This is a genomic window from Salmonella sp. SSDFZ54, from assembly GCF_004010735.1.
Lineage (GTDB): Bacteria > Pseudomonadota > Gammaproteobacteria > Enterobacterales > Enterobacteriaceae > Salmonella > Salmonella enterica.
Window position 1 is genome coordinate 2,897,976 of the sequence record NZ_CP034819.1, and the last position, 24,478, is coordinate 2,922,453.

The 24,478-nt window shown below is 52.9% G+C and carries 24 protein-coding genes; 14 read left to right on the forward strand and 10 right to left on the reverse strand.

What is annotated here, in order from left to right:
• Positions 1-57: 57 nt before the first annotated feature.
• Complete coding sequence (acnB, locus tag EOS97_RS14345; protein WP_000888948.1) at positions 58-2,655, forward strand: bifunctional aconitate hydratase 2/2-methylisocitrate dehydratase; 2,598 nt, start codon at positions 58-60, stop codon at positions 2,653-2,655.
• A gap of 31 nt (positions 2,656-2,686) precedes the next feature.
• Here acnB and EOS97_RS14350 read toward each other — a convergent pair whose 3' ends face one another.
• Positions 2,687-3,658 carry a DUF4424 family protein gene (locus EOS97_RS14350; RefSeq protein WP_000220796.1) on the reverse strand — a complete coding sequence of 324 codons (972 nt, stop codon included), beginning with the start codon at positions 3,656-3,658 and terminating at the stop codon, positions 2,687-2,689.
• 138 nt (positions 3,659-3,796) lie between these two features.
• On the opposite strand from EOS97_RS14350, the gene EOS97_RS14355 reads away from it, so the two are divergent.
• Complete coding sequence (locus tag EOS97_RS14355) at positions 3,797-4,819, forward strand: DUF4431 domain-containing protein (RefSeq protein ID WP_223195066.1); 1,023 nt, start codon at positions 3,797-3,799, stop codon at positions 4,817-4,819.
• Entirely contained in the window at positions 4,820-5,161 is a 342-nt protein-coding gene (locus EOS97_RS14360) for a hypothetical protein (RefSeq protein WP_001230267.1), read from the forward strand.
• A gap of 14 nt (positions 5,162-5,175) precedes the next feature.
• On the opposite strand, the gene EOS97_RS14365 is transcribed toward EOS97_RS14360, so the two are convergent.
• On the reverse strand, positions 5,176-6,108 hold the full coding sequence (locus tag EOS97_RS14365; protein ID WP_000716799.1) for a DUF4424 family protein: 933 nt from the start codon (positions 6,106-6,108) through the stop codon (positions 5,176-5,178).
• Between the two features lie 131 nt (positions 6,109-6,239).
• On the opposite strand from EOS97_RS14365, the gene EOS97_RS14370 reads away from it, so the two are divergent.
• Together EOS97_RS14370 and EOS97_RS14375 are read left to right on the forward strand one after the other, a co-directional pair.
• Positions 6,240-7,316, forward strand: coding sequence for a DUF4431 domain-containing protein (locus tag EOS97_RS14370; RefSeq protein ID WP_001805149.1), 1,077 nt, complete (start codon positions 6,240-6,242; stop codon positions 7,314-7,316).
• 1 nt (position 7,317) lies between these two features.
• The gene (locus EOS97_RS14375; RefSeq protein WP_001239175.1) at positions 7,318-7,497 is read left to right on the forward strand and encodes a hypothetical protein; all 180 of its coding nucleotides are present in this window, start codon (positions 7,318-7,320) and stop codon (positions 7,495-7,497) included.
• A gap of 39 nt (positions 7,498-7,536) precedes the next feature.
• On the opposite strand, the gene EOS97_RS14380 is transcribed toward EOS97_RS14375, so the two are convergent.
• On the reverse strand, positions 7,537-8,001 hold the full coding sequence (locus EOS97_RS14380; RefSeq protein ID WP_000110433.1) for a membrane protein: 465 nt from the start codon (positions 7,999-8,001) through the stop codon (positions 7,537-7,539).
• Between the two features lie 416 nt (positions 8,002-8,417).
• Positions 8,418-8,741 carry a low molecular weight protein tyrosine phosphatase family protein gene (locus tag EOS97_RS14385; RefSeq protein ID WP_001101535.1) on the reverse strand — a complete coding sequence of 108 codons (324 nt, stop codon included), beginning with the start codon at positions 8,739-8,741 and terminating at the stop codon, positions 8,418-8,420.
• 270 nt (positions 8,742-9,011) lie between these two features.
• On the opposite strand from EOS97_RS14385, the gene yacL reads away from it, so the two are divergent.
• From yacL to EOS97_RS14410, 5 genes are all read left to right on the forward strand, one after another.
• Positions 9,012-9,374, forward strand: a complete 363-nt coding sequence (gene yacL, locus EOS97_RS14390) for a protein YacL (protein ID WP_000384308.1) — start codon at positions 9,012-9,014, stop codon at positions 9,372-9,374.
• Between the two features lie 234 nt (positions 9,375-9,608).
• Positions 9,609-10,562: a 2-keto-3-deoxygluconate permease 1 gene (locus tag EOS97_RS14395; protein ID WP_001022089.1), complete on the forward strand. Its 954-nt coding sequence runs from the start codon at positions 9,609-9,611 to the stop codon at positions 10,560-10,562.
• Positions 10,559-11,830, forward strand: coding sequence for a D-threonate kinase (locus EOS97_RS14400; protein WP_000782187.1), 1,272 nt, complete (start codon positions 10,559-10,561; stop codon positions 11,828-11,830). Before EOS97_RS14395 ends, EOS97_RS14400 begins: the two co-directional genes overlap by 4 nt.
• A complete protein-coding gene (locus EOS97_RS14405; protein WP_000448752.1) occupies positions 11,820-12,803 on the forward strand; it encodes a D-threonate 4-phosphate dehydrogenase in 984 nt (327 codons plus the stop codon). The genes EOS97_RS14400 and EOS97_RS14405 overlap by 11 nt, the downstream gene beginning before the upstream one ends.
• 9 nt (positions 12,804-12,812) lie before the next feature.
• Entirely contained in the window at positions 12,813-13,580 is a 768-nt protein-coding gene (locus EOS97_RS14410) for a DeoR/GlpR family DNA-binding transcription regulator (protein WP_000678254.1), read from the forward strand.
• Between the two features lie 29 nt (positions 13,581-13,609).
• On the opposite strand, the gene speD is transcribed toward EOS97_RS14410, so the two are convergent.
• From speD to EOS97_RS14425, 3 genes are all read right to left on the reverse strand, one after another.
• Positions 13,610-14,404, reverse strand: a complete 795-nt coding sequence (speD, locus tag EOS97_RS14415) for an adenosylmethionine decarboxylase (protein ID WP_000734276.1) — start codon at positions 14,402-14,404, stop codon at positions 13,610-13,612.
• 20 nt (positions 14,405-14,424) lie between these two features.
• Positions 14,425-15,285: a polyamine aminopropyltransferase gene (speE, locus tag EOS97_RS14420; protein ID WP_000829968.1), complete on the reverse strand. Its 861-nt coding sequence runs from the start codon at positions 15,283-15,285 to the stop codon at positions 14,425-14,427.
• Positions 15,286-15,391: 106 nt separating this feature from the next.
• Positions 15,392-15,739, reverse strand: coding sequence for a YacC family pilotin-like protein (locus tag EOS97_RS14425; protein WP_000846613.1), 348 nt, complete (start codon positions 15,737-15,739; stop codon positions 15,392-15,394).
• Between the two features lie 201 nt (positions 15,740-15,940).
• Here EOS97_RS14425 and cueO point away from each other — a divergent pair, with 201 nt between their 5' ends.
• Positions 15,941-17,551 (forward strand): multicopper oxidase CueO, encoded by a 1,611-nt coding sequence (cueO, locus tag EOS97_RS14430; RefSeq protein WP_000946049.1) that lies wholly within the window; start codon positions 15,941-15,943, stop codon positions 17,549-17,551.
• 77 nt (positions 17,552-17,628) lie between these two features.
• Here cueO and EOS97_RS14435 read toward each other — a convergent pair whose 3' ends face one another.
• Positions 17,629-20,019 carry a glucose/quinate/shikimate family membrane-bound PQQ-dependent dehydrogenase gene (locus EOS97_RS14435; RefSeq protein ID WP_127836163.1) on the reverse strand — a complete coding sequence of 797 codons (2,391 nt, stop codon included), beginning with the start codon at positions 20,017-20,019 and terminating at the stop codon, positions 17,629-17,631.
• A gap of 205 nt (positions 20,020-20,224) precedes the next feature.
• On the opposite strand from EOS97_RS14435, the gene hpt reads away from it, so the two are divergent.
• Positions 20,225-20,761, forward strand: coding sequence for a hypoxanthine phosphoribosyltransferase (gene hpt / locus EOS97_RS14440; protein WP_000683342.1), 537 nt, complete (start codon positions 20,225-20,227; stop codon positions 20,759-20,761).
• A 57-nt stretch (positions 20,762-20,818) separates the two neighbouring features.
• Here hpt and can read toward each other — a convergent pair whose 3' ends face one another.
• Positions 20,819-21,481 carry a carbonate dehydratase gene (can, locus tag EOS97_RS14445; protein WP_000651590.1) on the reverse strand — a complete coding sequence of 221 codons (663 nt, stop codon included), beginning with the start codon at positions 21,479-21,481 and terminating at the stop codon, positions 20,819-20,821.
• 108 nt (positions 21,482-21,589) lie between these two features.
• Here can and EOS97_RS14450 point away from each other — a divergent pair, with 108 nt between their 5' ends.
• Positions 21,590-22,516 carry an ABC transporter ATP-binding protein gene (locus EOS97_RS14450; protein ID WP_000150619.1) on the forward strand — a complete coding sequence of 309 codons (927 nt, stop codon included), beginning with the start codon at positions 21,590-21,592 and terminating at the stop codon, positions 22,514-22,516.
• On the forward strand, positions 22,513-23,283 hold the full coding sequence (locus EOS97_RS14455; RefSeq protein ID WP_000983418.1) for an ABC transporter permease: 771 nt from the start codon (positions 22,513-22,515) through the stop codon (positions 23,281-23,283). The genes EOS97_RS14450 and EOS97_RS14455 overlap by 4 nt, the downstream gene beginning before the upstream one ends.
• A gap of 112 nt (positions 23,284-23,395) precedes the next feature.
• Here the strand turns inward: EOS97_RS14455 and EOS97_RS14460 are convergent, their stop codons facing one another.
• On the reverse strand, positions 23,396-24,475 hold the full coding sequence (locus EOS97_RS14460) for a fimbrial protein (protein ID WP_000794033.1): 1,080 nt from the start codon (positions 24,473-24,475) through the stop codon (positions 23,396-23,398).
• Between the last annotated feature and the right edge of the window lie 3 nt (positions 24,476-24,478).

Consider the following 24,478-nt stretch of genomic DNA (forward strand, 5'->3'; position numbering starts at 1 on the left):
GAATCGCCCATCAACAAAAGCGCCGCATTATGACAATGAGAGCGAGGAGATATCGTCGTGCTAGAAGAATACCGTAAGCACGTAGCTGAGCGTGCTGCCCAGGGGATTGTGCCAAAACCTTTAGACGCAACCCAAATGGCTGCGCTTGTCGAGCTGCTGAAGACCCCGCCTGTGGGCGAAGAAGAATTCCTGTTAGACCTGTTGATCAACCGCGTTCCTCCTGGCGTAGATGAAGCCGCTTATGTTAAAGCCGGTTTTCTCGCTGCTGTCGCGAAAGGCGACACCACCTCCCCGCTGGTCTCCCCAGAAAAAGCCATTGAACTGCTGGGCACTATGCAGGGTGGTTACAACATTCATCCGCTGATTGATGCGCTGGACGATGCGAAACTGGCGCCGATTGCGGCCAAAGCGCTGTCTCACACCCTGCTGATGTTCGATAACTTCTACGACGTAGAAGAGAAAGCCAAAGCGGGCAATGAATACGCCAAACAGGTGATGCAATCCTGGGCCGACGCCGAATGGTTCCTGAGCCGTCCGCCGCTGGCGGAAAAAATCACCGTCACCGTTTTCAAAGTGACCGGCGAAACGAATACCGACGATCTCTCTCCGGCGCCGGATGCGTGGTCGAGACCGGATATCCCGTTACATGCGCAGGCGATGCTGAAAAACGCCCGTGAAGGCATTGAGCCGGATCAGCCAGGCGTTGTCGGCCCGATCAAACAAATCGAAGCATTGCAGAAAAAAGGATTCCCGCTGGCCTACGTGGGCGACGTGGTGGGTACCGGTTCTTCCCGTAAATCAGCGACCAACTCCGTGCTGTGGTTTATGGGTGACGATATCCCTCATGTACCGAACAAGCGCGGCGGCGGCCTGTGCCTTGGCGGTAAAATTGCACCTATCTTCTTCAACACTATGGAAGATGCGGGCGCGCTGCCAATCGAAGTGGACGTATCCAGGCTGAATATGGGCGACGTCATTGACGTCTACCCGTACAAAGGCGAAGTGCGCAATCATGAAACCGATGAACTGCTGGCAACCTTCGAACTGAAAACCGACGTGCTGATCGACGAAGTACGCGCCGGTGGTCGTATTCCGCTGATTATCGGCCGTGGCCTGACCACCAAAGCGCGTGAAGCGCTGGGCCTGCCGCACAGCGACGTATTCCGTCAGGCAAAAGACGTGGCGGAAAGCAGCCGTGGCTTCTCGCTGGCGCAAAAAATGGTGGGCCGCGCCTGCGGCGTGAAAGGTATCCGTCCGGGCGCGTACTGCGAACCGAAGATGACCTCCGTCGGTTCTCAGGATACTACCGGCCCGATGACCCGTGACGAACTGAAAGACCTGGCGTGCCTGGGCTTCTCTTCTGACCTGGTGATGCAGTCCTTCTGTCACACTGCCGCGTATCCGAAGCCGGTTGACGTGACCACGCACCACACGCTGCCAGACTTCATTATGAACCGTGGCGGTGTCTCTCTGCGTCCGGGCGACGGCGTGATCCACTCCTGGCTGAACCGTATGCTGCTGCCAGATACCGTGGGGACCGGCGGTGACTCCCATACCCGTTTCCCGATTGGTATCTCTTTCCCGGCGGGCTCTGGTCTGGTGGCGTTTGCCGCCGCGACCGGCGTGATGCCGCTGGATATGCCGGAATCCGTTCTGGTACGCTTCAAAGGCAAAATGCAGCCGGGCATCACCCTGCGCGATCTGGTCCATGCCATCCCGCTGTACGCCATCAAACAGGGCCTGCTGACCGTTGAGAAGAAAGGCAAGAAAAACATCTTCTCTGGCCGCATTCTGGAAATTGAAGGTCTGCCGGATCTGAAAGTGGAGCAGGCGTTTGAGCTGACCGATGCTTCTGCCGAGCGTTCCGCTGCGGGTTGTACCATCAAGCTGAACAAAGAGCCGATCGTTGAATACCTGACCTCCAACATCGTCCTGCTGAAGTGGATGATTGCGGAAGGCTACGGCGACCGTCGTACGCTGGAACGCCGTATCCAGGGCATGGAAAAATGGCTGGCGGACCCGCAACTGCTGGAAGCCGATGCCGACGCGGAATACGCGGCGGTGATCGACATCGATCTGGCGGATATCAAAGAGCCAATCCTGTGTGCGCCGAACGATCCGGACGACGCGCGTCTGCTGTCTGACGTGCAGGGCGAGAAGATCGACGAAGTGTTCATCGGCTCCTGCATGACCAACATCGGCCATTTCCGCGCGGCTGGTAAGCTGCTGGATAACCACAAAGGCCAGTTGCCAACCCGCCTGTGGGTGGCGCCGCCAACCCGTATGGACGCCGCGCAGCTGACCGAAGAAGGTTACTACAGCGTGTTCGGTAAGAGCGGTGCGCGTATTGAGATCCCTGGCTGTTCCCTGTGTATGGGTAACCAGGCGCGTGTGGCTGACGGTGCGACGGTGGTTTCCACTTCTACCCGTAACTTCCCGAACCGTTTAGGTACCGGTGCGAACGTCTTCCTGGCTTCTGCGGAGCTGGCGGCGGTTGCAGCGCTGATCGGCAAACTGCCAACGCCGGAAGAGTACCAGACCTTTGTGGCGCAGGTGGATAAGACGGCGGTGGATACCTACCGCTACCTGAACTTCGACCAGCTCTCTCAGTACACTGAGAAAGCGGACGGTGTGATTTTCCAGACTGCGGTATAAAAGTGAGTGGCCCGGATTTCCGGGCCAGTTTTTACAGCGAAGAATCGTAATAAAAATGGATATCCAGGTTTTCATCGGGCTTGAAGTTTTTTTGTTTAAACTCCAGGGTTAACGGATCAATTTGTTTTAGCGGGTAATTAAAGCAGGGGACGACCACTTCAGTCTCATCCTTTTTATGAATGCGCAAGGTAAAGTCGCCAATGACACCCTCTTTCCAGTTAGCGCCAGTTTTCAGAATATAGCCCAGATAGCCCCAGCCGATATTCGCGCTACCGTCCTCGTTTTTATATTTTATTCCTGCATCCAGCTGTTTTAACGCCTTGCGAGTGGCGGCGGTCAGGCATTGATCGCCGAACTCATCACCAAGAAGACTGTCAAGGCTGTCAGGCACGCCGGTGGACGTACTGGGCGTGTATGAGTGGTGAATAACGATCTCCTTGCCCGCCGGAAAACGTTGTTGCCAGATAAAATATTGTTGAACGGCAATATTCAGATAGCCGTCATCAAACCACTCTGACGGTAATTGCTGTTTTCCCTCTTTATATCCTTCTTCAATAGAGGCTTTGCCCTCGCGATTGAGGACATGGCGTAGCTGTGGGATCGTCCAGCCGGTTTGCAGTAGTTTCGCCGTAATGTCTTCTTCACCTTTACCGCCTAAGTCATGGATGACTCGCCAGCGGGACTCGCTTTTAACCGGTTTACCGTCCACGCTGATCTTAAAGTTGGCAATACCTTCTGTACTATCTCCCATATATCTTTGGGAAATAGCCGGCATCGGAAAGGCTACCGGAACGGTAATATCCTGCGCCGAATGATTAATAAATACATAATCGACATTGATACGATCGCTGGCAATCAACAATCGCTCTTTCGCCATACTGATCTCATTTTGTTGCAGAAATTCAATGGAACCATTGGTTTCCCCGACCGCCGAGTCGTTTGCATAAGCATGGTAACTGGTAATAAAACACAGGAGTACGCTCAGCCACTTAAAATATGTCATACCAGTGCATTCCATGTCCGAAACATAATCATTATCATAATCCGGCGAGTGCCGTTTTTCGAGGGAAGAAAAGTGCGGTATTATTTATTTTTATTATTAATAATTTGCCAAAATACATTTGCCGAAGAAATAAAACCATTGCCACAAGGTGATACCTGGCGCAAATATATTGCCCTGTCGCTGCGCGATGAAGAAGGGCTTGAGGATGGGCTGTTTAACCTGCGGCGGATTGAAGCAAACAGTAGCATTGCTTACGTTTGTGGCTTAATAAAAGACAAAAACGATAATTTTCTGACGGATGGGCAAAATCAATATCATCTTTATGACCGCGTGATGGCGATAGGTTATCGCTGGAGTTGGGGCAGCGTTGTGCGCTTTGATAAAACCATTGCTTCGCCGCAGGATGTTCACTGCCATTATGGTAAAAACGTACCGTTAACGTCTGCGCTCTTACGTGAGCAGGTCGCCGCGCAAGGGCGCAAAAATATTTGCCAGCCGGTAAAAGCCAGCGACCCGCTGCGAAGCGATATTCTGAACGGCCTGCGCGCCAGTTATATTGGCGACAGCAATAGCTTAACCCTTAACGGCCCGCTGCCGACGGTAAAATTTATCGTCGAAGACCTTTGCGCCACGGAAGATTATGCTTACTTTTTGGGTAAGGCGACGGGAGATAAAACGAGTTTTTTTATCCATGATGACGCCAATAATCGGCTTCGCGTCGTGTTGAAAAAATCCCCGGATGGCGTGTGGCGCCCGCAGCCGGAAAACAACCTGCTGACACAACAATCTAAAGTGAGCGGCGGGTACTATAGCGATGGCACGCTGCGAGAAACCGATTTAGCGCAACTGGCGCAGGCGTGCAGGGTGGAGGGAGACACCGTTAACCTCACCGGCACGCTTCGCCAGCAGGGTGACGGCGAGTCCGCTTACTGGACCCTGACCCCGGATAGCCCCCTTACCTGCGTGCGCGATGCCAATAAGCAGCAGCCTGGCTGGAACCAGACGATGCAACTGGTGCTAACCCCACAAGAGCGGGAATCGCTCAACAATTTGGTCGGTAAAAAAGTCAGCGTCGGCGGCGATATTTTTCTGGCGCTGAGCGCCTCGCATCATACGCCGCTGTTACTGGATAATATTTTTCGCTTAACGGAAATAAAGTGAATGAGAAAGCTATGGGTTATAGGAATGCTATTGATGCTATGCGGCAACGCTGATGCGGCGGCTAAATTACAGTATTTACACGTTACTAACGGTGGGATGATGGCATTTTACGATGACGGTAACGCAAAAATGTGCGCGCGCTGCGAACCGATGGTACAGAATCTCAAATCAATGAATAACAAGGCGCCTTATGCCCGTTGGAAACAGATGGGGGATGTCATAAAACTGAAGTCGCCAAATGGCGAGAGTGATTATGAATTTTACCAGCAGGGTGAAATTCTTTCTACCTGGTGGATTTTTAATTATAAGACGCTTCATGCGCTCGTGGATTTGAGTGAGTAAAGCGTTTTATGCCATCATTCGTACATAGACGATAAAGAATAAAACGTCACTGCCAGATTTTCCGCAGGCCGGAAATTTTTCTGCTTAAATTCCAGCGTAGTGGCGTTAACCCGCGTCAGCGGCGGCTGAAAGCAGGTGGTGATCACGTCGCCGTGAAGGCGCAGCGTAAACTCGCCGATGTCCCCCTCTTTCCACGCGGGATCACCGGTTAGCACCACATCCATCCGGTTTTGCCCCAAAGCGCCTGCCGGGCCTTGCTTCGTCATTAACTGATCCAGCGCCTGCTGTATTTGCTGGCGGTTTTCCGCCGTCGGGCAGGTGTTGTCATTGTCCAGTTCATCCGTTGACATTAGCGCGCTGAGTGACACGCTCGGGGTATAAACCTGGTGGATAGTCACCGCTTTCCCCGCCGGAAAGCTCTGCTGCCAGATGAAGTTGCGCTGGATAGTAAACTGCGGCTGATTATCCTTAAACCATTCCGGCGGCAGCGCCGGGAGATCCGGCGGAGGCGAAAATTCACCGTCGCTTAGCGCGGCGATCAGTTGCTCCACCGTCCAGCCAGCCTGCTGAAGTTTATCGGTGATCTCTTCCTGCGGAGCATTCAGTACTACGGTCCAGCGTGGTTGCGGGGTCACGATCTGACCATCGACGCGGATTTTAATGTTGCGGATGCCGGGGATGTAATCTTCACCGGCTTCGTCAACGTCGCTAAATGACAGCGGCGGCATGGGGAAAACGACAGGAACGATAATATCCTGCGCGGTCGGATTCACAAACAAATAAACAGCATTAATCCGCTCGCGTTCAATTAACAGACGCTCTTTCGCCAGTTGAATATCGCTCTGTGCCAGTAAATGCAATGAACTATTCGCCACGGCCTCATTGGCTTGCGCCGGATGAGGCAATACTGCCAGCAATAACGGGAAACCGAACGCGATCTTTTTCATGAGCAAATGATTACTGATAATAACGCAAAGCGCTATTATGGCACCCTCAATGCAATTTTTCGACGGTCACGTTCATGCGTTATTTTATATTGGTGTTGATGATGGTTTGTTGCAATTTATATGCATCAGATATGTTCCCGCTGAAGCCTGATGAAAATCCACGCGGCGCTATTGCATTAACGCTACGCGAGGAGATTGGGCTATTAAACGCCCGCTTCGATATCAAGCGGATTGAAATCAACGAGACGCGCGAACTGGCCTATTTTTGCGGCCTGCTAAAAGATACTGACGGTCAGTATATTAAAGATGAAGATGATAAATATTATCTCTTCGATCGTATTCTGCTGGACAGCGGTACCGAAGGGTGGGTGAGTACGGTTTACCTGGATGAAGAGTTTAGCGCGCCGGAGCAAGCGAAGTGCCACTTTGCCGGGAATGTTGACCTGAAGTCACAGGAATTACGCGCGCTGGTGAAACAGTACGGGCGCATCGCAGCTTGCCTGCCGGTAGAAAAAGGCGATCCGTTGCGCACGCAACTGCTTGACGCGGTACGTGAAAACTACGTTGGCGATCTTAATCGTAAAACAACGCTGAATAATACGCCTGTGCCATCCTTCGTGGTGACGCAGCTATGCGCGGCGCAAAAATATGCCTATTTTTGTGGCGAACCTGCCAATGCCGATGCTGACTGGTATAGTCAGGATAGTAAAAAGCTGGATGTGGTATTGCAGAAAGACGCTAATAACACATGGTGGTTGCCCGTTCCTCAATTTCAGGGCATTAGTCGCCAAAGCTCACTGGCCTGGTGTAACCACAGCACCGACATTTTGCCAGTCAAAACGGTTGAAGAAATGGCGAAAAAACGGCAACAGCGTTGCGTGCGGGAAGGCGATACCGTGTCATTGCGCGGAATACTGGCAGAGCAAAAAAGCGGCGCGCAGCGTTATTGGGTGGTTAAACTCGAAGAACCGTTAACCTGCGTCCAGGATGCCGACATGCAGACAGCCGACTGGAATGGGCAAGTGCAACTCTTGTTGAGCGATGAGATCATAGAAAGAGTTAAAGTACAGTACGGCGACGATTTGTTAAACCAAGAAATTGTTGTCACAGGTGATGTTTTACTGGCATTAAGTTCAGATCACCACACGCCACTGGTACTGGAGAATATTGTGAAACTCATGCCCGTGATGGAGGGGCCGGGCTGGTGATGTGAGACTCCCCATTTTTAATGACTGCGCTCTTCCGGCGCATAATAAAAGGTCATCGACAGATCGTTTTCCGGCTTCTGCGGAGCTGGCGGCGGTGGATACCTACCGTTACCTGAACTTCGACCAGCTCTCTCAGTACACTGAGAAAGCGGACGGCGTGATTTTCCAGACGGCGGTGTAACAGAGACGGGCCCGGATTCCCGGGCCCGAATGGCGCTTCTTATTTATTATTACGCTTCACTTCCCGTAGCCCCGGCAAATACGTAATTACCCCGCCCATTATTGTCCCGGCTACAATCGCTGGAATAAGCATAATCAATACTTCACCATATATTAATGGCAGTATGCTTATGTCAAAATCATATCGCGCAAAATTAAACAGCGTCGTGATCAGACCACCTGCAATGGCGCAAAGGATCATCCTGTTAATTATTTTTTGATATAATTTCAGGGGTATCAGCGCGCAGGCGACACCGGTTAACCATGCGGGGAGGAGACTGTATATCCAGCCGGTAATAATCACTAATTCTGGTATTGTTCTGCAGAAATAGAACAAAAATGAGTCTGGTCCGCCAATAATGGCGGGTAAAAAGTTTATGATACCTATCGCGATGGCTGCGCCTATTAACGGCCCAAACAGAATAAACCAACCGCTATGATAAATTATTCGTCGAAATACAGACATAATGTATCCTTCCTGAATTTTCCTTCAACCGTCTGACAAAAAATACAACTCACTACGGCTTCTCTGCTGATATCGCCCATTGCTGGAGCTCAGTTGAAAAGCGCTTATCAAGTAGCCAACAATTTCATGACAACGACCCGGATGATAAGGAAGCGTCTGAAAGACTAGCAGGCGTCGGCGTGGGCAGGGTATTGATGATTTCTGAAAAAACGCCAGAGGGACACCGGGCTGGTAATGCTATAACTGGATGAGGGGCAGCCGTTTTTAATGACTGCGCTCTTCCGGCGCATAATAAAAGGTCATCTAAACGGCGCGCTGCCTGATGTGAAATTTGTCGTCGAGTTTTCGCTTAACGGAGATTAAGTGAATGTAAACGTGATGGATGAGGGAAATTTTCTTGCAGCTATCGGTAATGTCTATATCCCCAGCATGTCCGGCACCAGCTCTTCCAGTTGCCTGACCAGCTCAGGGTCCATATAGCGGTAGTCATCGGGGATATCGAGTACGTGCAGGGGCTTATTTTCAATAATACGACGATATTCAGCCATCAACCGGTCTTTATGTTTCTGCTCCATAACGCAGATAACGTCAGCCCACTGAAGTAACCCGCACGACACGCTTTTTTTGGCGTTGCGGCTGGTGCCGGCGGAACGGACGCTAAGGCCTGGATAGCGGCGAAACACCTGTTCCGCCGTGGGGCTGCGCCACTGATTACGGCTGCATATGAAAAGCACATTCATTAAATAAATACTCTTCCAGATCGCGCTTCGCTAACGGCGAGTTTGTCAGTCGTGGAGACTCAATACCCCACGGTGCGGCACGTAGCACTTTGTCGGAGCGCGTGTAGATATATTGAAGCGCTAGAGTGACTTTCTGTATGAATAATAAACCGTTTTGGCATTTTTATTTTATCTTTTGTGCGCCCCGCTGTTTTTCTTTCACCGTGCTGCGATAATTACCTCAAGGCGCAATGCGGTATTGGCGCATTGCCAGGGCAGAGGAAAACAATTATGGATTACGAATTTCTGCGCGACGTTACCGGAGGGGTAAAAGTACGAATGTCGATGGGCCACGAGGTGGTCGGTCACTGGTTTAATGAAGAGGTTAAAGACAACCTATCGCTACTGGATGAAGTAGAACAAGCCGCGCGTACGGTCAAAGGCAGCGAACGCTCCTGGCAACGAGCAGGGCATGAATACACGATCTGGATGGACGGCGAAGAGGTGATGATTCGCGCCAATCAGCTGGATTTTTCCGGCGATGAGATGGAAGAGGGGATGAGTTATTACGATGAAGAGAGTTTATCCCTGTGCGGCATGGAGGATTTTCTACGGGTCGTCGCCGCGTATCGGGAATTCGTCAGTAAAGCCTGACCCTCTCTTCGTTATTGTCCCGCAACGCCAGTCGACGGACAGTTGGGGGCGGTAGTGGAAACGAAATCACCACACATTCCAGCCGGGAGTATCCCGGCTTTTTTATTGCAGAATGATTTTTTGATTTTTATTAATCATTTTAAAACTGTGATCTGACGCGTTTGTGATCTTAATTTGATTGAATATAATCGTTATGATTTTATTCAATCACAGCAAGCAACAGGCGGTAAGACCATGAACATCAAAAAAGCAATAGAGCGCGTACCCGGCGGCATGATGGTCGTACCGCTCGTTATTGGCGCAGTCATTAACACCTTCGCTCCACAGGCGCTTGAGATCGGCGGTTTTACCACCGCCTTATTTAAAAACGGCGCGGCGCCGCTGATTGGCGCTTTTCTGCTGTGTATGGGAGCCGGTATCAGTGTGAAAGCCGCGCCCCAGGCGTTATTGCAGGGTGGGACGATTACGCTCACTAAGTTGCTTGTCGCCATCGGCATTGGCCTGGGCGTGGAGCATCTTTTCGGCGCGGAGGGTATTTTTGGCCTGAGCGGCGTGGCGATTATCGCGGCGATGAGCAATTCGAATGGCGGACTTTATGCTGCGCTGGTAGGCGAATTCGGCAATGAGCGCGACGTCGGCGCTATCTCTATTTTGTCTCTTAATGATGGCCCTTTCTTTACGATGATTGCGCTTGGCGCGGCAGGGATGGCGAACATTCCCATTATGGCGCTGGTGGCGGTGCTGGTTCCGCTGGTTGTCGGCATGATCCTCGGCAATCTTGATCCTCATATGCGCGATTTTTTGACCAAAGGCGGCCCGCTGCTCATTCCTTTCTTTGCTTTTGCGCTGGGGGCGGGCATCAATCTGGAAATGTTACTGCAAGGCGGACTTGCCGGAATTCTGCTCGGCGTGCTGACAACGTTCGTTGGCGGTTTCTTTAATATTCGCGCAGATCGTCTGGTTGGCGGAACTGGCATTGCTGGGGCGGCGGCCTCCAGCACCGCGGGTAATGCCGTTGCGACGCCGCTGGCTATTGCGCAGGCCGACCCTTCGCTCGCCGAGGTGGCCGCTGCTGCCGCTCCGCTGATTGCCGCCTCGGTGATCACCACGGCAATCCTGACGCCAGTGTTGACCTCCTGGGTTGCGAAAAAACAGGCGCGTCAGGCTTCTTTGGAGAAAAACGCATGAAAATGATAGTTATCGCCGACGATTTTACCGGATCGAATGATACCGGCGTCCAGTTGGCGAAGAAGGGGGCGAGAACGGAAGTCATGTTGAGCGCGTCGCAAAAACCGTCCCGCCGTGCCGATGTGTTAGTCATTAACACCGAAAGCCGGGCGATGCCCGCAGATCAGGCGGCATCTGCCGTTTATGCCGCGCTTTCCCCGTGGTGTGAGACATCGCCAGCGCCGCTGGTGTACAAAAAAATCGACTCTACATTTCGCGGCAATATCGGCGCCGAAGTGACGGCGGCCATGCGCGCCAGTCAGCGAAAACTGGCCGTTATCGCCGCCGCGATCCCTGCGGCCGGACGCACGACGCTTGAAGGAAAATGTCTGGTTAATGGCGTCCCGCTACTGGAAACCGAATTTGCCAGCGATCCGAAAACGCCCATTGTCTCTTCCCGCATTGCCGAGATAGTGGCGTTGCAAAGTGAGATCCCTGTGTATGAAGCCTTTTTGCAGGATGTCCGACGCGGTGGGTTAAGCGCCTTACTTACGGCTTATGCGGCTGAGGGCGAAGGGATTATCGTCGTGGATGCGGTGGAAGAGCGGGATCTGACGTTGATTGCGCAAGCGGCGTGCGAACAACCGTCGATGCCGCTGCTCGTCGGCGCAGCGGGTCTGGCGAATGCGTTGCCGGTTGAACTTTTTATGCAAGACCGGCAGCGGCTGCCGGTGCTGGTGGTGGCCGGTTCGATGAGCGAAGCCACGCGACGTCAGGTGGATAATGCGCTGTGCCGGGGACGTGCGGAGGTCGTGGATATCGATGCCGCGCGCATGGTGTCGGATAGCGCGGAACAGGAAATCGCGTCTGTCGTAGAGCAGGCCTGCGCGCTGTTAAGTCAGCATCGACATACGATTTTACGCACCAGCCGTCGCGCAGAAGATCGACAGTTAATCGACGCGCTGTGCGAAAAATCCGCGATGAGCCGTCAGCAATTGGGCGAGCGACTGAGCCAGCGGCTTGGCGTCGTCACGTTAAACATTATCGAGCAGGCGCGGATTGGCGGGTTGTTTCTGACCGGCGGCGATATCGCTACCGCCGTCGCCGGCGCGCTTGGCGCTGAAGGTTATCGCATTCAGAGCGAGGTGGCGCCCTGTATTCCCTGTGGAACGTTTGTAAACAGCGAAATTGACGATCTGCCGGTCATTACCAAAGCGGGCGGATTCGGTTCAGACAGTACGTTGTGTGACGCGCTTTATTATATTGAGGAGATGTATTGTGGAGACTAAAACCGTTGCCATTACTATGGGCGATCCAGCGGGCATTGGGCCGGAAATTATTGTTAAAGCGCTAAGCGAAGACGGTCTCAACGGCGCGCCGCTGGTGGTTATTGGATGCCTCGCAACGTTGAAACGTTTACAGGTGAAGGGCATCACGCCGAACGTCGAGTTACGGGCCATTGAACGGGTCGCCGAAGCGCGTTTTGCGCCCGGCATCATTCATGTGATTGATGAGCCGCTGGCGCAGCCGGAGGCGCTGGAGGCCGGGAAAGTTCAGGCGCAGGCGGGGGATTTAGCGTATCGCTGCGTGAAGCGCGCCACCGAGTTAGCGCTACGGGGCGACGTACAGGCTATCGCTACCGCGCCGCTGAATAAAGAGGCGCTGCACCTGGCAGGGCACAACTATCCGGGCCATACCGAGCTGCTCGCGACCCTGACCCATAGCCGCGATTACGCGATGGTACTTTACACCGATAAACTAAAAGTGATTCACGTTTCAACGCATATCGCGCTGCGTAAATTCCTTGATACGTTAAGTACCACGCGTGTCGAAACGGTGATTGGTATTGCTGATACTTTCCTCAAGCGTGTGGGTTACGTTAAACCGCGTATCGCCGTGGCAGGCGTGAATCCTCATGCGGGCGAGAATGGCCTGTTTGGCGATGAAGAGACGCGTATCCTGACGCCAGCCATTACCGATGCCCGCGCAAAAGGTATGGACGTTTATGGGCCGTGTCCGCCGGATACTGTATTTCTCCAGGCTTATGAGGGGCAGTATGATATGGTGGTGGCGATGTATCATGACCAGGGACATATCCCGTTGAAATTGCTTGGCTTTTATGATGGCGTGAATATCACCGCGGGGCTGCCGTTTATTCGGACCTCTGCCGATCATGGCACCGCATTTGATATCGCCTGGACGGGAAAAGCAAAATCTGAGAGCATGGCCGTATCGATCAAACTGGCAATGCAACTGGCATAATTCCCTGTTATGAAAGGACAACACCGTCTGGATCTCATTGTGGCGTATCTGAAAAACCATACGCTGGTTACGGTAGAACAGCTGGTTGAGGCGGTTGACGCATCGCCAGCCACTATCCGTCGCGATTTGATCAAGCTGGATGAGCAGGGCGTGATCAGCCGTAGTCATGGCGGCGTGGCGCTGCGGCGTTTTGAACCCGCCCAGCCCACCACCAATGAAAAACAACTGCGATCGCCCGCTGAAAAACGGGCGATCGCACGCGTTGCCGCATCGCTGGTGAATGCTGGCGATGCCGTCGTGCTGGATGCCGGTACGACAATGATGGAACTGGCGAAATGCTTAACCCATCTTCCGCTGCGGGTCATCACCGTCGATCTGCATATTGCGCTGTTTTTAGCTGAGTTCCGGCAAATTGAAGTGACGATTGTCGGCGGTCGTATCGATGACAGCAGTCAGTCCTGTATCGGTGAGCATGGGCGTAAGCTGTTGCGCAGCGTGTATCCGAACATCGCGTTTATGAGCTGTAATTCATGGGGGGTAAAAACGGGCGTGACGACCCCAACGGAAGATAAGGCCGGGCTTAAACAGGAGATTATTGCTAATGCGCAGCGCAAAGTATTGCTGGCGGACAGCAGTAAGTATGGCGCGCATTCGCTCTTTAATGTGGTGCCGCTTGAGCGCTTTAATGACGTGATTACCGACGTCAATCTGCCGCCGTCAGCGCAGGTTGAACTGAAAGGGCGCGCTTTTGCGCTAACGCTGGTGCAGCCGGAGTGACAGCGCCGTCAGGCGCTGCCAGTGGTGAATCAGACCGCAGAAATATTGCGGCCGTAGTAAATCTCGCGCATCTCTTTCCACAGCGCGGCGGTGATCTCCTGGCGTTCGGTTTCAGTGAGATCTTCCGGTTTGGTGTGAAACATGTAGTGCTTAAGATCGAACTCTTTAAGCAGCATCTTGGTATGGAAAATATTTTCCTGATACACGTTTACATCCACCATGTCATACAGCGACTTCATATCTTCCGACATAAAATTCTGAATAGAATTAATCTCATGATCGATAAAGTGCTTCATACCGTTGACGTCGCGCGTAAAGCCGCGCACGCGGTAATCGATGGTAACAATATCGGACTCTAGCTGGTGGATCAGGTAATTGAGCGCTTTTAGCGGTGAAATCACCCCGCAGGTTGACACTTCGATGTCGGCGCGAAAGGTGCATAGCCCGCCTTCCGGATGGCTTTCCGGATAGGTATGCACACAGATATGGCTCTTATCGAGGTGCGCCACCACGGTTTCCGGCAGCGGGCCGGGATGTTCGGTTTGATCGATAAGTTTCGGGTCGATCGGCTCTTCGCTCACCAGAATCGTGACGCTGGCGCCCTGGGGTTCATAATCCTGACGGGCGATGTTCAGGATGTTCGCGCCGATAATGGAGCAGGTCTCCGACAGGATCTCGGTCAGTCGGTTGGCGTTATAGAGTTCATCGATATAGGCGATATAGCCATCGCGCTCTTCTGCGGTTTTGGCGTAGCAGATATCGTAAATACAAAAACTCAGGCTTTTCGTCAGATTGTTAAAGCCATGCAGTTTCAGCTTTTTCAATTTTTATCACCTCCTTAACGTCACTGTGCGGACAGTGCGTCATGTAGATATTGCGGTAGCGCAAATGCAGCGGCATGAATAGCCGGGTTGTAATAGCGACATTTGAGGCCGGCGGCATGAAAACGCGCCTGAATAATTTCGCTCGACAGGTGACGAAGAGCGTCGTTGTCCGTCGCCCAGGCGAAGGTCATAATGCCGCCGTAATAGGTCGGAATCGCCGCCTGGTAGAAGCCGACATCGCTGAAGTAATGACTCAGCTTGCGGTGGCTGTCGAGCGCTTCATCCTGTTGCAGGAAGCACACGCCGTTCTGGGCGACAAAAATGCCGCCCGGATTCAGGCAACGCTTACAGCCTTCATAAAAGGCGGAGGTAAACAGGCTTTCGCCGGGGCCGATCGGATCGGTACAGTCGGAAATGATCACATCAAAGGTCTGATGGGTCTGATTGACGAAATTCACGCCGTCGTCGATCACCAGCGTAAAGCGCGGATCGTCGTAGCTGCCGGCATTGTGGTTGGGTAAATACTGGCGGCAAAACGAGACTACGCCAGCGTCTATCTCTACCATGGTGATGGTTTCGACGTTTTTATGCCGGGTGACTTCACGTAGCATTGCGCCGTCGCCGCCGCCGATAATCAGAACGTGTTTCGCATGACCGTGCGCCAGCAGCGGGACGTGGGTCATCATTTCATGATAAATAAACTCGTCGCGTTCGGTGGTCTGTACCACGCCGTCCAGCGCCATCACGCGGCCAAAAGCGGCGTTTTCAAAGATGATTAAATCCTGGTGATCGGTTTTTTCATGATACAGAACGTTGTCTACGGCAAAGTACTGACCAAACTGGTCGTGTAGCGTTTCATGCCACATCGTATTTTCGGCCATTGGCTGATACCTCCATTGTTAACACCCGTAAAAAAAGGGCGCAACATCATAGCTAACAATGACCGTGGATGCACGGTCATTATTTCAGCAATAGGATCGCGGAGGATTATTTAACGTAGGCTAACAGGCTCAGAGAATCGCGGGCCAGAGCTTTGCATTTTTTAGCGACCGGAATACCGATGCCGCTAAGATCGCGGTAGCTGTCTTCGCCCAACGATTTCATATCGAAGGTGTCGTAGTTACTCAGGTCCCACTGATTCTGCTGGGCAAAAAAGACCAGCGCACGGCGAATCTGACTGTTGGGTAAATTTTGGTAACCACAGTCATTTTTCAGAAAAACGAAAACCGCCGTTAAATCGGCCATATCTTCAGCTTCGGATTCAGTAAGCGCATAGCTATTTGCGCATAAGGCCATCAGGCTGCCAAACAACACGGGTCTGAAAAACGTCTTCATTGCTTCTACCACGGCATCAGGGAAAGTCAACGTTAGCATACTGAGAACGTAGCGACGACTTTTATTATCAGGATTGGTCGCGGCGTTTTCATTCTTATTGTATTGCTGTCAGGAATGGTAAAGACGTGTTGCTGGCTTGACCTTCCCGTTAGGGCAGGGTCTAAGCTTAGACACCCGCCTGTTCATTATAAGGAAATGATTATGTTACGCCGTGATTTCTTAAAATATTCAGTGGCGCTGGGGGTTGCATCAGCGCTGCCGCTGTGGAGCCGCGCCGCTTTTGCCGCCGAACGTCCCGCGTTGCCTATTCCTGACCTGTTAACGGCAGATGCGAGCAACCGTATGCAGTTAATTGTTAAAGCCGGACAGTCGACATTCGCCGGTAAGAACGCGACAACCTGGGGCTACAACGGTAATTTGCTGGGGCCAGCGGTACAGCTTCACAAAGGAAAAAGCGTGACCGTTGATATCCATAACCAACTGGCCGAAGACACGACGCTTCACTGGCATGGTCTGGAGATTCCGGGCATCGTCGACGGCGGTCCGCAGGGGATTATTCCCGCAGGCGGAACCCGCACGGTGACGTTTACGCCGCAGCAACGCGCCGCGACCTGCTGGATTCATCCGCACAAACACGGCAAAACCGGGCGCCAGGTGGCGATGGGCCTTGCCGGACTGGTGCTGATTGAAGATGACGAGATTCTCAAATTGCGCCTGCCGAAACAGTGGGGCATCGACGATGTACCGGTGATCATTCAGGACAAACGCTTCTCCGCCGATGGCCAGATTGATTATCAACTGGATATTATGACCGCCGCCGTCGGCTGGTTTGGCGATACGCTGCTGACCAATGGCGCTATCTATCCGCAGCATTCCGCACCGAAAGGCTGGCTACGTCTGCGCTTGCTAAATGGCTGTAATGCGCGTTCGCTGAATATCGCCGCCAGCGATAATCGTCCGCTTTATGTGATCGCCAGCGACGGCGGCCTGCTGGCGGAGCCGGTGAAAGTCACCGAACTGCCGTTATTAATGGGCGAGCGTTTTGAAGTGCTGGTGGATATCAGCGACGGGAAAGCCTTTGATCTGGTGACCCTGCCGGTCAGCCAGATGGGAATGGCGATCGCTCCGTTTGATAAACCGCATCCGGTGATGCGTATCCAGCCGCTGCGGATTACCGCCTCCGGTACGCTGCCGGATACGTTGACGACGATGCCGGCGCTGCCGTCGCTGGAAGGGCTGACGGTGCGCAACCTGAAACTGTCGATGGACCCGCGCCTTGATATGATGGGGATGCAAATGCTGATGAAGAAATATGGCGCTCAGGCGATGAGCGGCATGGATCATGACAGCATGAACGCGCATATGCAGGGCGGCAATATGGGGCATGGCGAGATGGATCATGGCAACATGGATCACAGCGGGATGAATCATGGCGCGATGGGCAATATGAATCACGGCCGAAAATTCGACTTCCATAACGCTAACTTTATCAACGGCCAGGTCTTCGATATGAACAAACCGATGTTCGCGGCGCAAAAAGGCCGACATGAACGTTGGGTCATTTCCGGCGTGGGCGACATGATGCTGCATCCTTTCCATATTCACGGCACGCAGTTCCGTATTCTGTCAGAGAACGGCAAAGCGCCAGCGGCGCACAGAACGGGCTGGAAGGATACGGTACGCGTTGAGGGTGGTATCAGCGAAGTGCTGGTCAAGTTCGATCACGACGCGCCGAAGGAACATGCCTATATGGCGCACTGTCATCTGTTAGAACATGAAGATACGGGAATGATGTTAGGATTTACGGTCTAATCGATGTCTCCGACGCAGGCCGGGTAAGGCGAAGCCGCCACCCGGCACAATGCCCGGCATACGCCGGGCATTAATGGTTATTTCGCGTCGTCAGGCAAAGCATAGGCCACGATATAGTCGCCCATCTTCGTACCAAACGAACCGTGGCCTCCGGCAGAAACGACCACGTACTGCTTACCGTTTACCTCATAGGTCATCGGCGTTGCCTGGCCTCCGGCGGGTAAACGTCCCTGCCACAGTTTTTCCCCGTTGCTCATGTTATAAGCGCGCAGGTAGTTGTCGGCGGTCGCGGCGATAAACAGCACGTTACCGGCGGTTGAGATTGGCCCGCCGAGCATGGGCATCCCCATGTTGAACGGCACCGGAACCGGCATCGGGAACGGCATACTGTCGCGCGGCGTCCCTATACGTTTCTTCCACACGATTTCATTGGTCTTCAGATCCAACGCGGAAATATAGCCCCAGGCCGGTTGTTTACACGGCAGGCCAAACGGCGAAAGGAACGGATTCAGCGTGACGCCGAACGGTACGCCGTACTGTGGCTGAATACCCGCTTCTGTTCCGGTACCTTTCGCGTCTTTCGGCGGTTCCATTGGATTGCCAGGGCCGCGTGGGATCAGTTTCGAGACAAACGGCAGCGCCATCGGGTTAGCGATAGCGACCTGACGGTCTGGATCGACGGAAATACCGCCCCATTCAAACATCCCCAGGTTGCCAGGGAATACCAATGTCCCCTGCTCGGACGGCGGGGTGAAGATACCTTCATAGCGCAACTGGTGGAACATAACGCGGCACACCAGTTGGTCGAACATGGTCGCGCCCCACATATCCGCGCCGGAGAGATCTTTTTTCGGGCGGAAGGTTAAATCAGAGAACGGCTGAGTTTTGGCGACGTAATCGCCTTTTGCCGCGCCCTGTGGGACCGGTTTTTCCGGAGCGGGCACGACCAGCTCGCCATTACGTCTGTCGAGCACAAAGATATTACCGGTTTTCGCTGGCGCATAGATAACCGGAACGGTAGTACCGTCAACGGTAATATCTGCCAGCGTCGGCTGTGCCGGCAGGTCCATATCCCACAGATCGTGATGGACGGTCTGATAACTCCAGGCCAGTTTCCCGGTGGTGGCATTCAGCGCCAGGATGGAGCTGGCATAACGTTCCTGCTCCGGCGTGCGGTTACCGCCCCAGATATCCGGCGTGGTCACGCCCATCGGTAGATAGACCAGATCCAGTTTCGCATCATAGGCGGCAGGCGCCCAGGAGTTCGGCGAGTTAAAGGTAAAAGCGTGCTCATCGGCTGGAATCGCGTTCGGATCTTTCGCCCCAGGATCGAAGGCCCACATGAGTTTACCGCTATTAACATCAAAACCACGGATAACGCCGGACGTTTCGCGGGTAGAGAAGTTATCCGTGACCGAACCGGCAATGACAATCGTTTTATCGGTGATAATCGGCGGCGACGTCGGTTCATACAGTCCCGGCGTGGTGTCCGGCATATTGGTTTGCAGATTCAGGACGCCTTTATTGGCGAAGGTTTCACACAGCTTGCCGGTTTCGGCATTCACCGCGAAAAGGCGACCGTCATTGACCGGAAGGATAATGCGGCGCGGACAGTCGGCGATGACCTCCGGCGAGGCGGTATCCGCTTTGGCCTCATGATAAGAGACGCCGCGGCAGGTCACATGCTGGAAAGACGAATCGGTCTTCAACTGAGGATCAAAATGCCACTTCTCTTTACCGCTGGCGGCGTCCAGCGCGAACAGTCGCTGGTGAGCTGTACACAGATAAAGCGTATCGCCGACTTTAATCGGGGTCACTTCGTTGGTGATTTCGCCCGGATCGTTGGGTTGTTTCAGATCGCCGGTGCGGAAGACCCACGCTTTTTTCAGTTGGTGAACGTTATCCGCAGTGATCTGTTTCAGCGGCGAATAGCGTTGGCCTTCCTGATTACGTCCATAGGCCGGCCAGTCTTCGTCGGCGATCGACGAGCTTGTTGCGGCGGGCGTGGCGTCGGCGCGAAGCGTACCGTTGATCTCCTGCGGGTCGTTGAAGCCAGCCCAGGTCAGAATGCCGCCGCTAATCAGCAGCGCCACGACCAGCGCCGCCACTGCGCCGCTGGAAGGAACCACCAGCCGATGCCAGACAAACGGCAATATTAGCCAGATGCCGAAAAACACCAGGATATCGCTACGCGGCGTGAGCGCCCAGAAGTCGAACCCGACTTCCCACACGCCCCAAATCATTGTCGCCAGCAGCAGGGCGGCATACAGCCACAGCGCGGCACGTTTACTGCGCCATAGCAATCCGGCCACAACCAGCATCACGAGGCCCGCGATGGGGTAGTACCAGGAACCGCCAATAGCAACCAGCCAGACACCTCCGATAAGAAGATACAGCCCACAAAGTGCTGCAAAGAGGGCCGTCAGCGTCACGAGTAATCGTGGCGATCGTGCGTTATTTTCTGCCATAAAAAGACACCATCCCAAATTGTTAATTTTTTAGTAGCAATTAAGTATAGGAATTAACATGTGTGATCGTCATCACAAAATGAGCTTTCTTATCAAATGCCGCGAATGGATACGTTTGCTGTTATACTGCGTGCCTTGCGCGTCAATGCGGCGTTATTAGTCACCGGCATTGAGTGATTTGTTTTTAAATCATATGGTTATAAATATGAAACATACTGTTGAAGTCATGATCCCCGAAGCGGAGATCAAAGCACGTATTGCCGAGCTGGGTCGTCAGATTACCGAACGTTATAAAGACAGCGGCAGTGAAATGGTGCTGGTAGGTCTGTTGCGTGGCTCATTTATGTTTATGGCGGACCTGTGCCGTGAAGTTCAGGTTCCTCATGAAGTCGATTTTATGACCGCCTCCAGTTATGGTAGCGGCATGTCCACCACCCGCGACGTGAAAATCCTCAAAGATCTGGATGAGGATATTCGCGGTAAAGACGTGCTGATTGTTGAAGACATTATTGATTCCGGTAATACGCTGTCGAAGGTCCGTGAAATCCTGGGCCTGCGCGAGCCGAAATCGCTGGCGATTTGTACGCTGCTGGATAAACCGTCTCGCCGCGAAGTGGACGTGCCGGTTGAGTTCGTTGGCTTTTCGATTCCGGACGAATTTGTAGTCGGTTACGGTATCGACTACGCCCAGCGTTATCGCCATCTACCGTATGTTGGTAAAGTGGTGCTGCTGGACGAGTAAGCGCAGAAATGCCGGATGGCGTCGCTAAAGCGACTTATCCGGCCTATAGCTAATGGCTTATTGGTGGGGAATGTATTTCAGACTTAGGGCGGAGATACCCTTATGATAGCCGTTCTCCAGCGTTTTTTTGTTGGTGGCGGTGACGTCAAGATCGCGCAGCAGGCCATCATTGATACTGTACGCCCAGCCGTGAATGGTCACATTCTGCCCGCGTTTCCACGCTGACTGCATAATGGTGGAATGCCCCAGGTTATAGACCTGCTCCATGACGTTCAATTCATAGAGCGCGTCCAGACGTTGCTCTTCGGGCATTTTTCCCAACAGCGAGCTATGTTTAAGCCAGATGTCGCGGATATGCAGCAGCCAGTTATTAATCAAGCCCAGCTCAGGGTTTTCTACCGCAGCCTTGATACCGCCGCAACCGGAGTGGCCGCAAATGATAATATGCTCAACTTCCAGAACATCTACCGCATACTGAACCACGGAGAGACAGTTCAGATCGGTGTGAATAACCAGGTTAGCCACATTACGGTGAACAAACAATTCGCCCGGTTCAAGCCCGGTTAAACGCTCTGCGGGAACGCGGCTGTCGGAACATCCAATCCATAGAAAGCGCGGTTTTTGCGCTTGCGCCAGTTTCTCAAAAAATCCGGGGTCCTCTTCCACCAGCATTTTTGACCATAGTGCATTGTTGCTGATGAGTGTATCTATGTCTTTCATGGAAGTTAACGACCTGTAACCAAATAAGTGCGTTGGGCTAATATAGGGCAACTCCGTAATTATTTAAACCATATATAAAGTGTAAGAACGTAAAGTAAGTGAGAATTTATGACCATTGCGCTGGAACTTCAACAACTTAAAAAAACCTATCCCGGCGGCGTTCAGGCGTTGCGCGGCATAGATTTGCAGGTCGAAGCGGGGGATTTTTACGCGCTTCTGGGGCCAAATGGAGCAGGGAAATCGACCACCATCGGTATTATCAGCTCATTGGTTAATAAAACGTCCGGGCGCGTTAACGTTTTTGGTTACGACCTGGAAAAAGACGTGGTTAACGCCAAGCGACAGCTAGGATTGGTGCCACAGGAGTTTAACTTTAACCCGTTTGAAACGGTGCAGCAGATCGTAGTGAATCAGGCCGGTTACTACGGCGTGGAACATAAAGAGGCGGTTTTACGTAGCGAAAAGTATTTAAAACAGCTCGATCTGTGGGAAAAACGTCATGAACGCGCGCGGATGCTGTCCGGTGGGATGAAACGCCGCCTGATGATCGCCCGCGCATTGATGCATGAGCCTAAGCTATTGATTCTCGACGAGCCGACGGCGGGTGTCGATATCGAATTGCGTCGCTCGATGTGGGGATTCCTGAAAGACTTAAACGCCAAAGGCACCACCATTATTCTCACCACCCACTATCTGGAAGAGGCGGAAATGCTGTGCCGCAATATCGGTATTATTCAGCACGGTGAGCTGGTGGAAAATACCTCCATGAAAAATCTGCTTTCAAAGCTGAAATCGGAGACGTTTATTCTGGATTTAGCGCCAAAAAGCCCGCTACCTAAGCTTACGGGTTATCAATATCGTCTGGTGGATACCTCGACTCTGGAGGTGGAAGTGTTACGCGAGCAGGGGGTTAACAGCGTCTTTAGCCAACTGAGCGAGCAGGGGGTTCAGGTATTAAGTATGCGTAATAAAGCTAACCGTCTGGAAGAACTGTTTGTGTCGCTGGTGCATGAAAAACAAGGAGATCGCGCATGATGCAGCTTTACTGGGTTGCCCTTAAAAGCATCTGGGCGAAAGAGATTCACCGCTTTATGCGGATCTGGGTGCAAACGCTGGTGCCGCCCGTCATCACCATGACGCTCTATTTTATTATTTTCGGCAACCTGATTGGTTCGCGCATCGGCGAAATGCATGGTTTTAGCTATATGCAATTTATTGTGCCGGGCCTGATTATGATGGCGGTTATTACTAACTCCTACGCGAATGTCGCGTCGTCATTTTTTAGCGCCAAGTTTCAGCGCAATATTGAGGAGCTGCTGGTCGCGCCGGTACCAACGCATGTGATCATCGCCGGATTTGTCGGCGGCGGCGTGGCGCGCGGGCTGTGCGTGGGGATTCTGGTGACGGCGATTTCGCTCTTTTTCGTGCCTTTCCAGGTGCATTCCTGGGTATTTGTCGCGCTAACGCTGATTCTGACCGCGATTCTGTTCTCGCTGGCCGGACTGCTGAACGCCGTGTTTGCGAAAACCTTTGACGATATCAGCCTGATTCCCACCTTCGTGCTGACGCCGCTGACCTACCTCGGCGGGGTATTTTACTCGCTGACGCTGTTGCCGCCGTTCTGGCAAGGGCTGTCGCACCTGAACCCGATCGTCTACATGATCAGCGGCTTCCGCTACGGCTTCCTGGGTATCCATGATGTGCCGCTGGTGACGACGTTTGGCGTACTGGTGATCTTTATCGCCGCTTTCTACCTGCTGTGCTGGTCGCTGATCCAGCGTGGGCGCGGGTTGCGCAGTTAAGCGTTGACAGGGGCGTTGGGTTGCACCTCGCTTCATCCCATCTACGGGCCCGTAATATCAATGGGTTACGGGACTGTAGGTGGGGGGGGCTTGCTGAAACCCAACGCTTCTCTCAGCGAATCTGAATCTCCAGCGTGGCGGTAGCCTGGTATTCTCCGGTGTGGGGAACATGTCCGGTGGTATTGACCGGCGCGGCGGTGAACTCGGTGCTGCCTTTACCGTCTGTGTAATTTTCAATCGGCAATTCGGCGCTGCCGCCGGGAATGATGGTCTTATCGTATTTATCGGAAATCCGTATCCCTAAATTCTCATTGTCGGTTTTCAGGTATTCCGGGTTGTGCGGATCGGTTTCTCCATTCAATGACATTGACAGGTTGGTGCCGTCCGCCACGTTGCTACAGGTAAAGTTTACCTGAGTGGTGACGTGCGAGTTCTGCGGACTGTCGCCGAGATTACGAATATCTTTGCCCTCAATATCCGGCAGCCTGACCTCGATAACCTGCCCGGCGTTGATGGAACAGGACTGCGGCACGGTAATAGTTCCGGACAGGGTGACGTGCGCCATCGGTGGAACGGAAGGGGGAATATTATCTCCGCTGCTGCCCGGCACTTTTGACAAATAGAGATTCATAATCGTCGTCTCAGGAATGGTGATTTCACCTACCAGTGGGTGAGTAATATAAATACGCACGTTACCCTTATTCCCTGCGGACATTTTGTTTATGTCCGCGCCCGTACACCCGCCTGCGGTGGGGTCCTGATTACTGATCGCTGAAAAGGGAACGGGGATATACTGTTTCAGGTTACCGACGATGTAGGTTTCCGTACCAATCTCCAGCTTACCCGCGACCAGAACATAAAAATCCATCTGCTGCCCATTGCTACCCGCTTCGCTGTACGTTCCTTTTTGTGTTAAATCGCCGGTCGTGGCGGTGAAATAGTTAACGCCCCGATAATCTTTATTATCGCAGTCGCACTTGGCGCTGTATTCGCCACCGACCGACCAACTCTCTTTGACTATTTTCCCTGCCTGGTTCCCATCCGTATCGGTAATGGTTTGATTAAAACTAAAAGGAAAATTATGCGTGCCGCTGGTGGGTTGACACCAGCCGCTTCCGTTGCCCATCGTTCCTTCTGCCAGCGCATGGCCTGAAAATAGCGCCAGCGCCAGCAGCATCCATAAATTCTTCATTGT

Coding starts and splice junctions, on each gene's coding strand:
- EOS97_RS14350 (WP_000220796.1), bottom strand. CDS start 3,658: ATGACATATTTTAAGTGGCTGAGCGTACTCCTGTGTTTTATTACCAGT.
- EOS97_RS14360 (WP_001230267.1), top strand. CDS start 4,820: ATGAGAAAGCTATGGGTTATAGGAATGCTATTGATGCTATGCGGCAAC.
- EOS97_RS14365 (WP_000716799.1), bottom strand. CDS start 6,108: ATGAAAAAGATCGCGTTCGGTTTCCCGTTATTGCTGGCAGTATTGCCT.
- EOS97_RS14370 (WP_001805149.1), top strand. CDS start 6,240: ATGTTCCCGCTGAAGCCTGATGAAAATCCACGCGGCGCTATTGCATTA.
- EOS97_RS14380 (WP_000110433.1), bottom strand. CDS start 8,001: ATGTCTGTATTTCGACGAATAATTTATCATAGCGGTTGGTTTATTCTG.
- EOS97_RS14385 (WP_001101535.1), bottom strand. CDS start 8,741: ATGAATGTGCTTTTCATATGCAGCCGTAATCAGTGGCGCAGCCCCACG.
- yacL (WP_000384308.1), top strand. CDS start 9,012: ATGGATTACGAATTTCTGCGCGACGTTACCGGAGGGGTAAAAGTACGA.
- EOS97_RS14395 (WP_001022089.1), top strand. CDS start 9,609: ATGAACATCAAAAAAGCAATAGAGCGCGTACCCGGCGGCATGATGGTC.
- EOS97_RS14400 (WP_000782187.1), top strand. CDS start 10,559: ATGAAAATGATAGTTATCGCCGACGATTTTACCGGATCGAATGATACC.
- EOS97_RS14410 (WP_000678254.1), top strand. CDS start 12,813: ATGAAAGGACAACACCGTCTGGATCTCATTGTGGCGTATCTGAAAAAC.
- speE (WP_000829968.1), bottom strand. CDS start 15,285: ATGGCCGAAAATACGATGTGGCATGAAACGCTACACGACCAGTTTGGT.
- EOS97_RS14425 (WP_000846613.1), bottom strand. CDS start 15,739: ATGAAGACGTTTTTCAGACCCGTGTTGTTTGGCAGCCTGATGGCCTTA.
- cueO (WP_000946049.1), top strand. CDS start 15,941: ATGTTACGCCGTGATTTCTTAAAATATTCAGTGGCGCTGGGGGTTGCA.
- EOS97_RS14435 (WP_127836163.1), bottom strand. CDS start 20,019: ATGGCAGAAAATAACGCACGATCGCCACGATTACTCGTGACGCTGACG.
- hpt (WP_000683342.1), top strand. CDS start 20,225: ATGAAACATACTGTTGAAGTCATGATCCCCGAAGCGGAGATCAAAGCA.
- can (WP_000651590.1), bottom strand. CDS start 21,481: ATGAAAGACATAGATACACTCATCAGCAACAATGCACTATGGTCAAAA.
- EOS97_RS14450 (WP_000150619.1), top strand. CDS start 21,590: ATGACCATTGCGCTGGAACTTCAACAACTTAAAAAAACCTATCCCGGC.
- EOS97_RS14455 (WP_000983418.1), top strand. CDS start 22,513: ATGATGCAGCTTTACTGGGTTGCCCTTAAAAGCATCTGGGCGAAAGAG.
- EOS97_RS14460 (WP_000794033.1), bottom strand. CDS start 24,475: ATGAAGAATTTATGGATGCTGCTGGCGCTGGCGCTATTTTCAGGCCAT.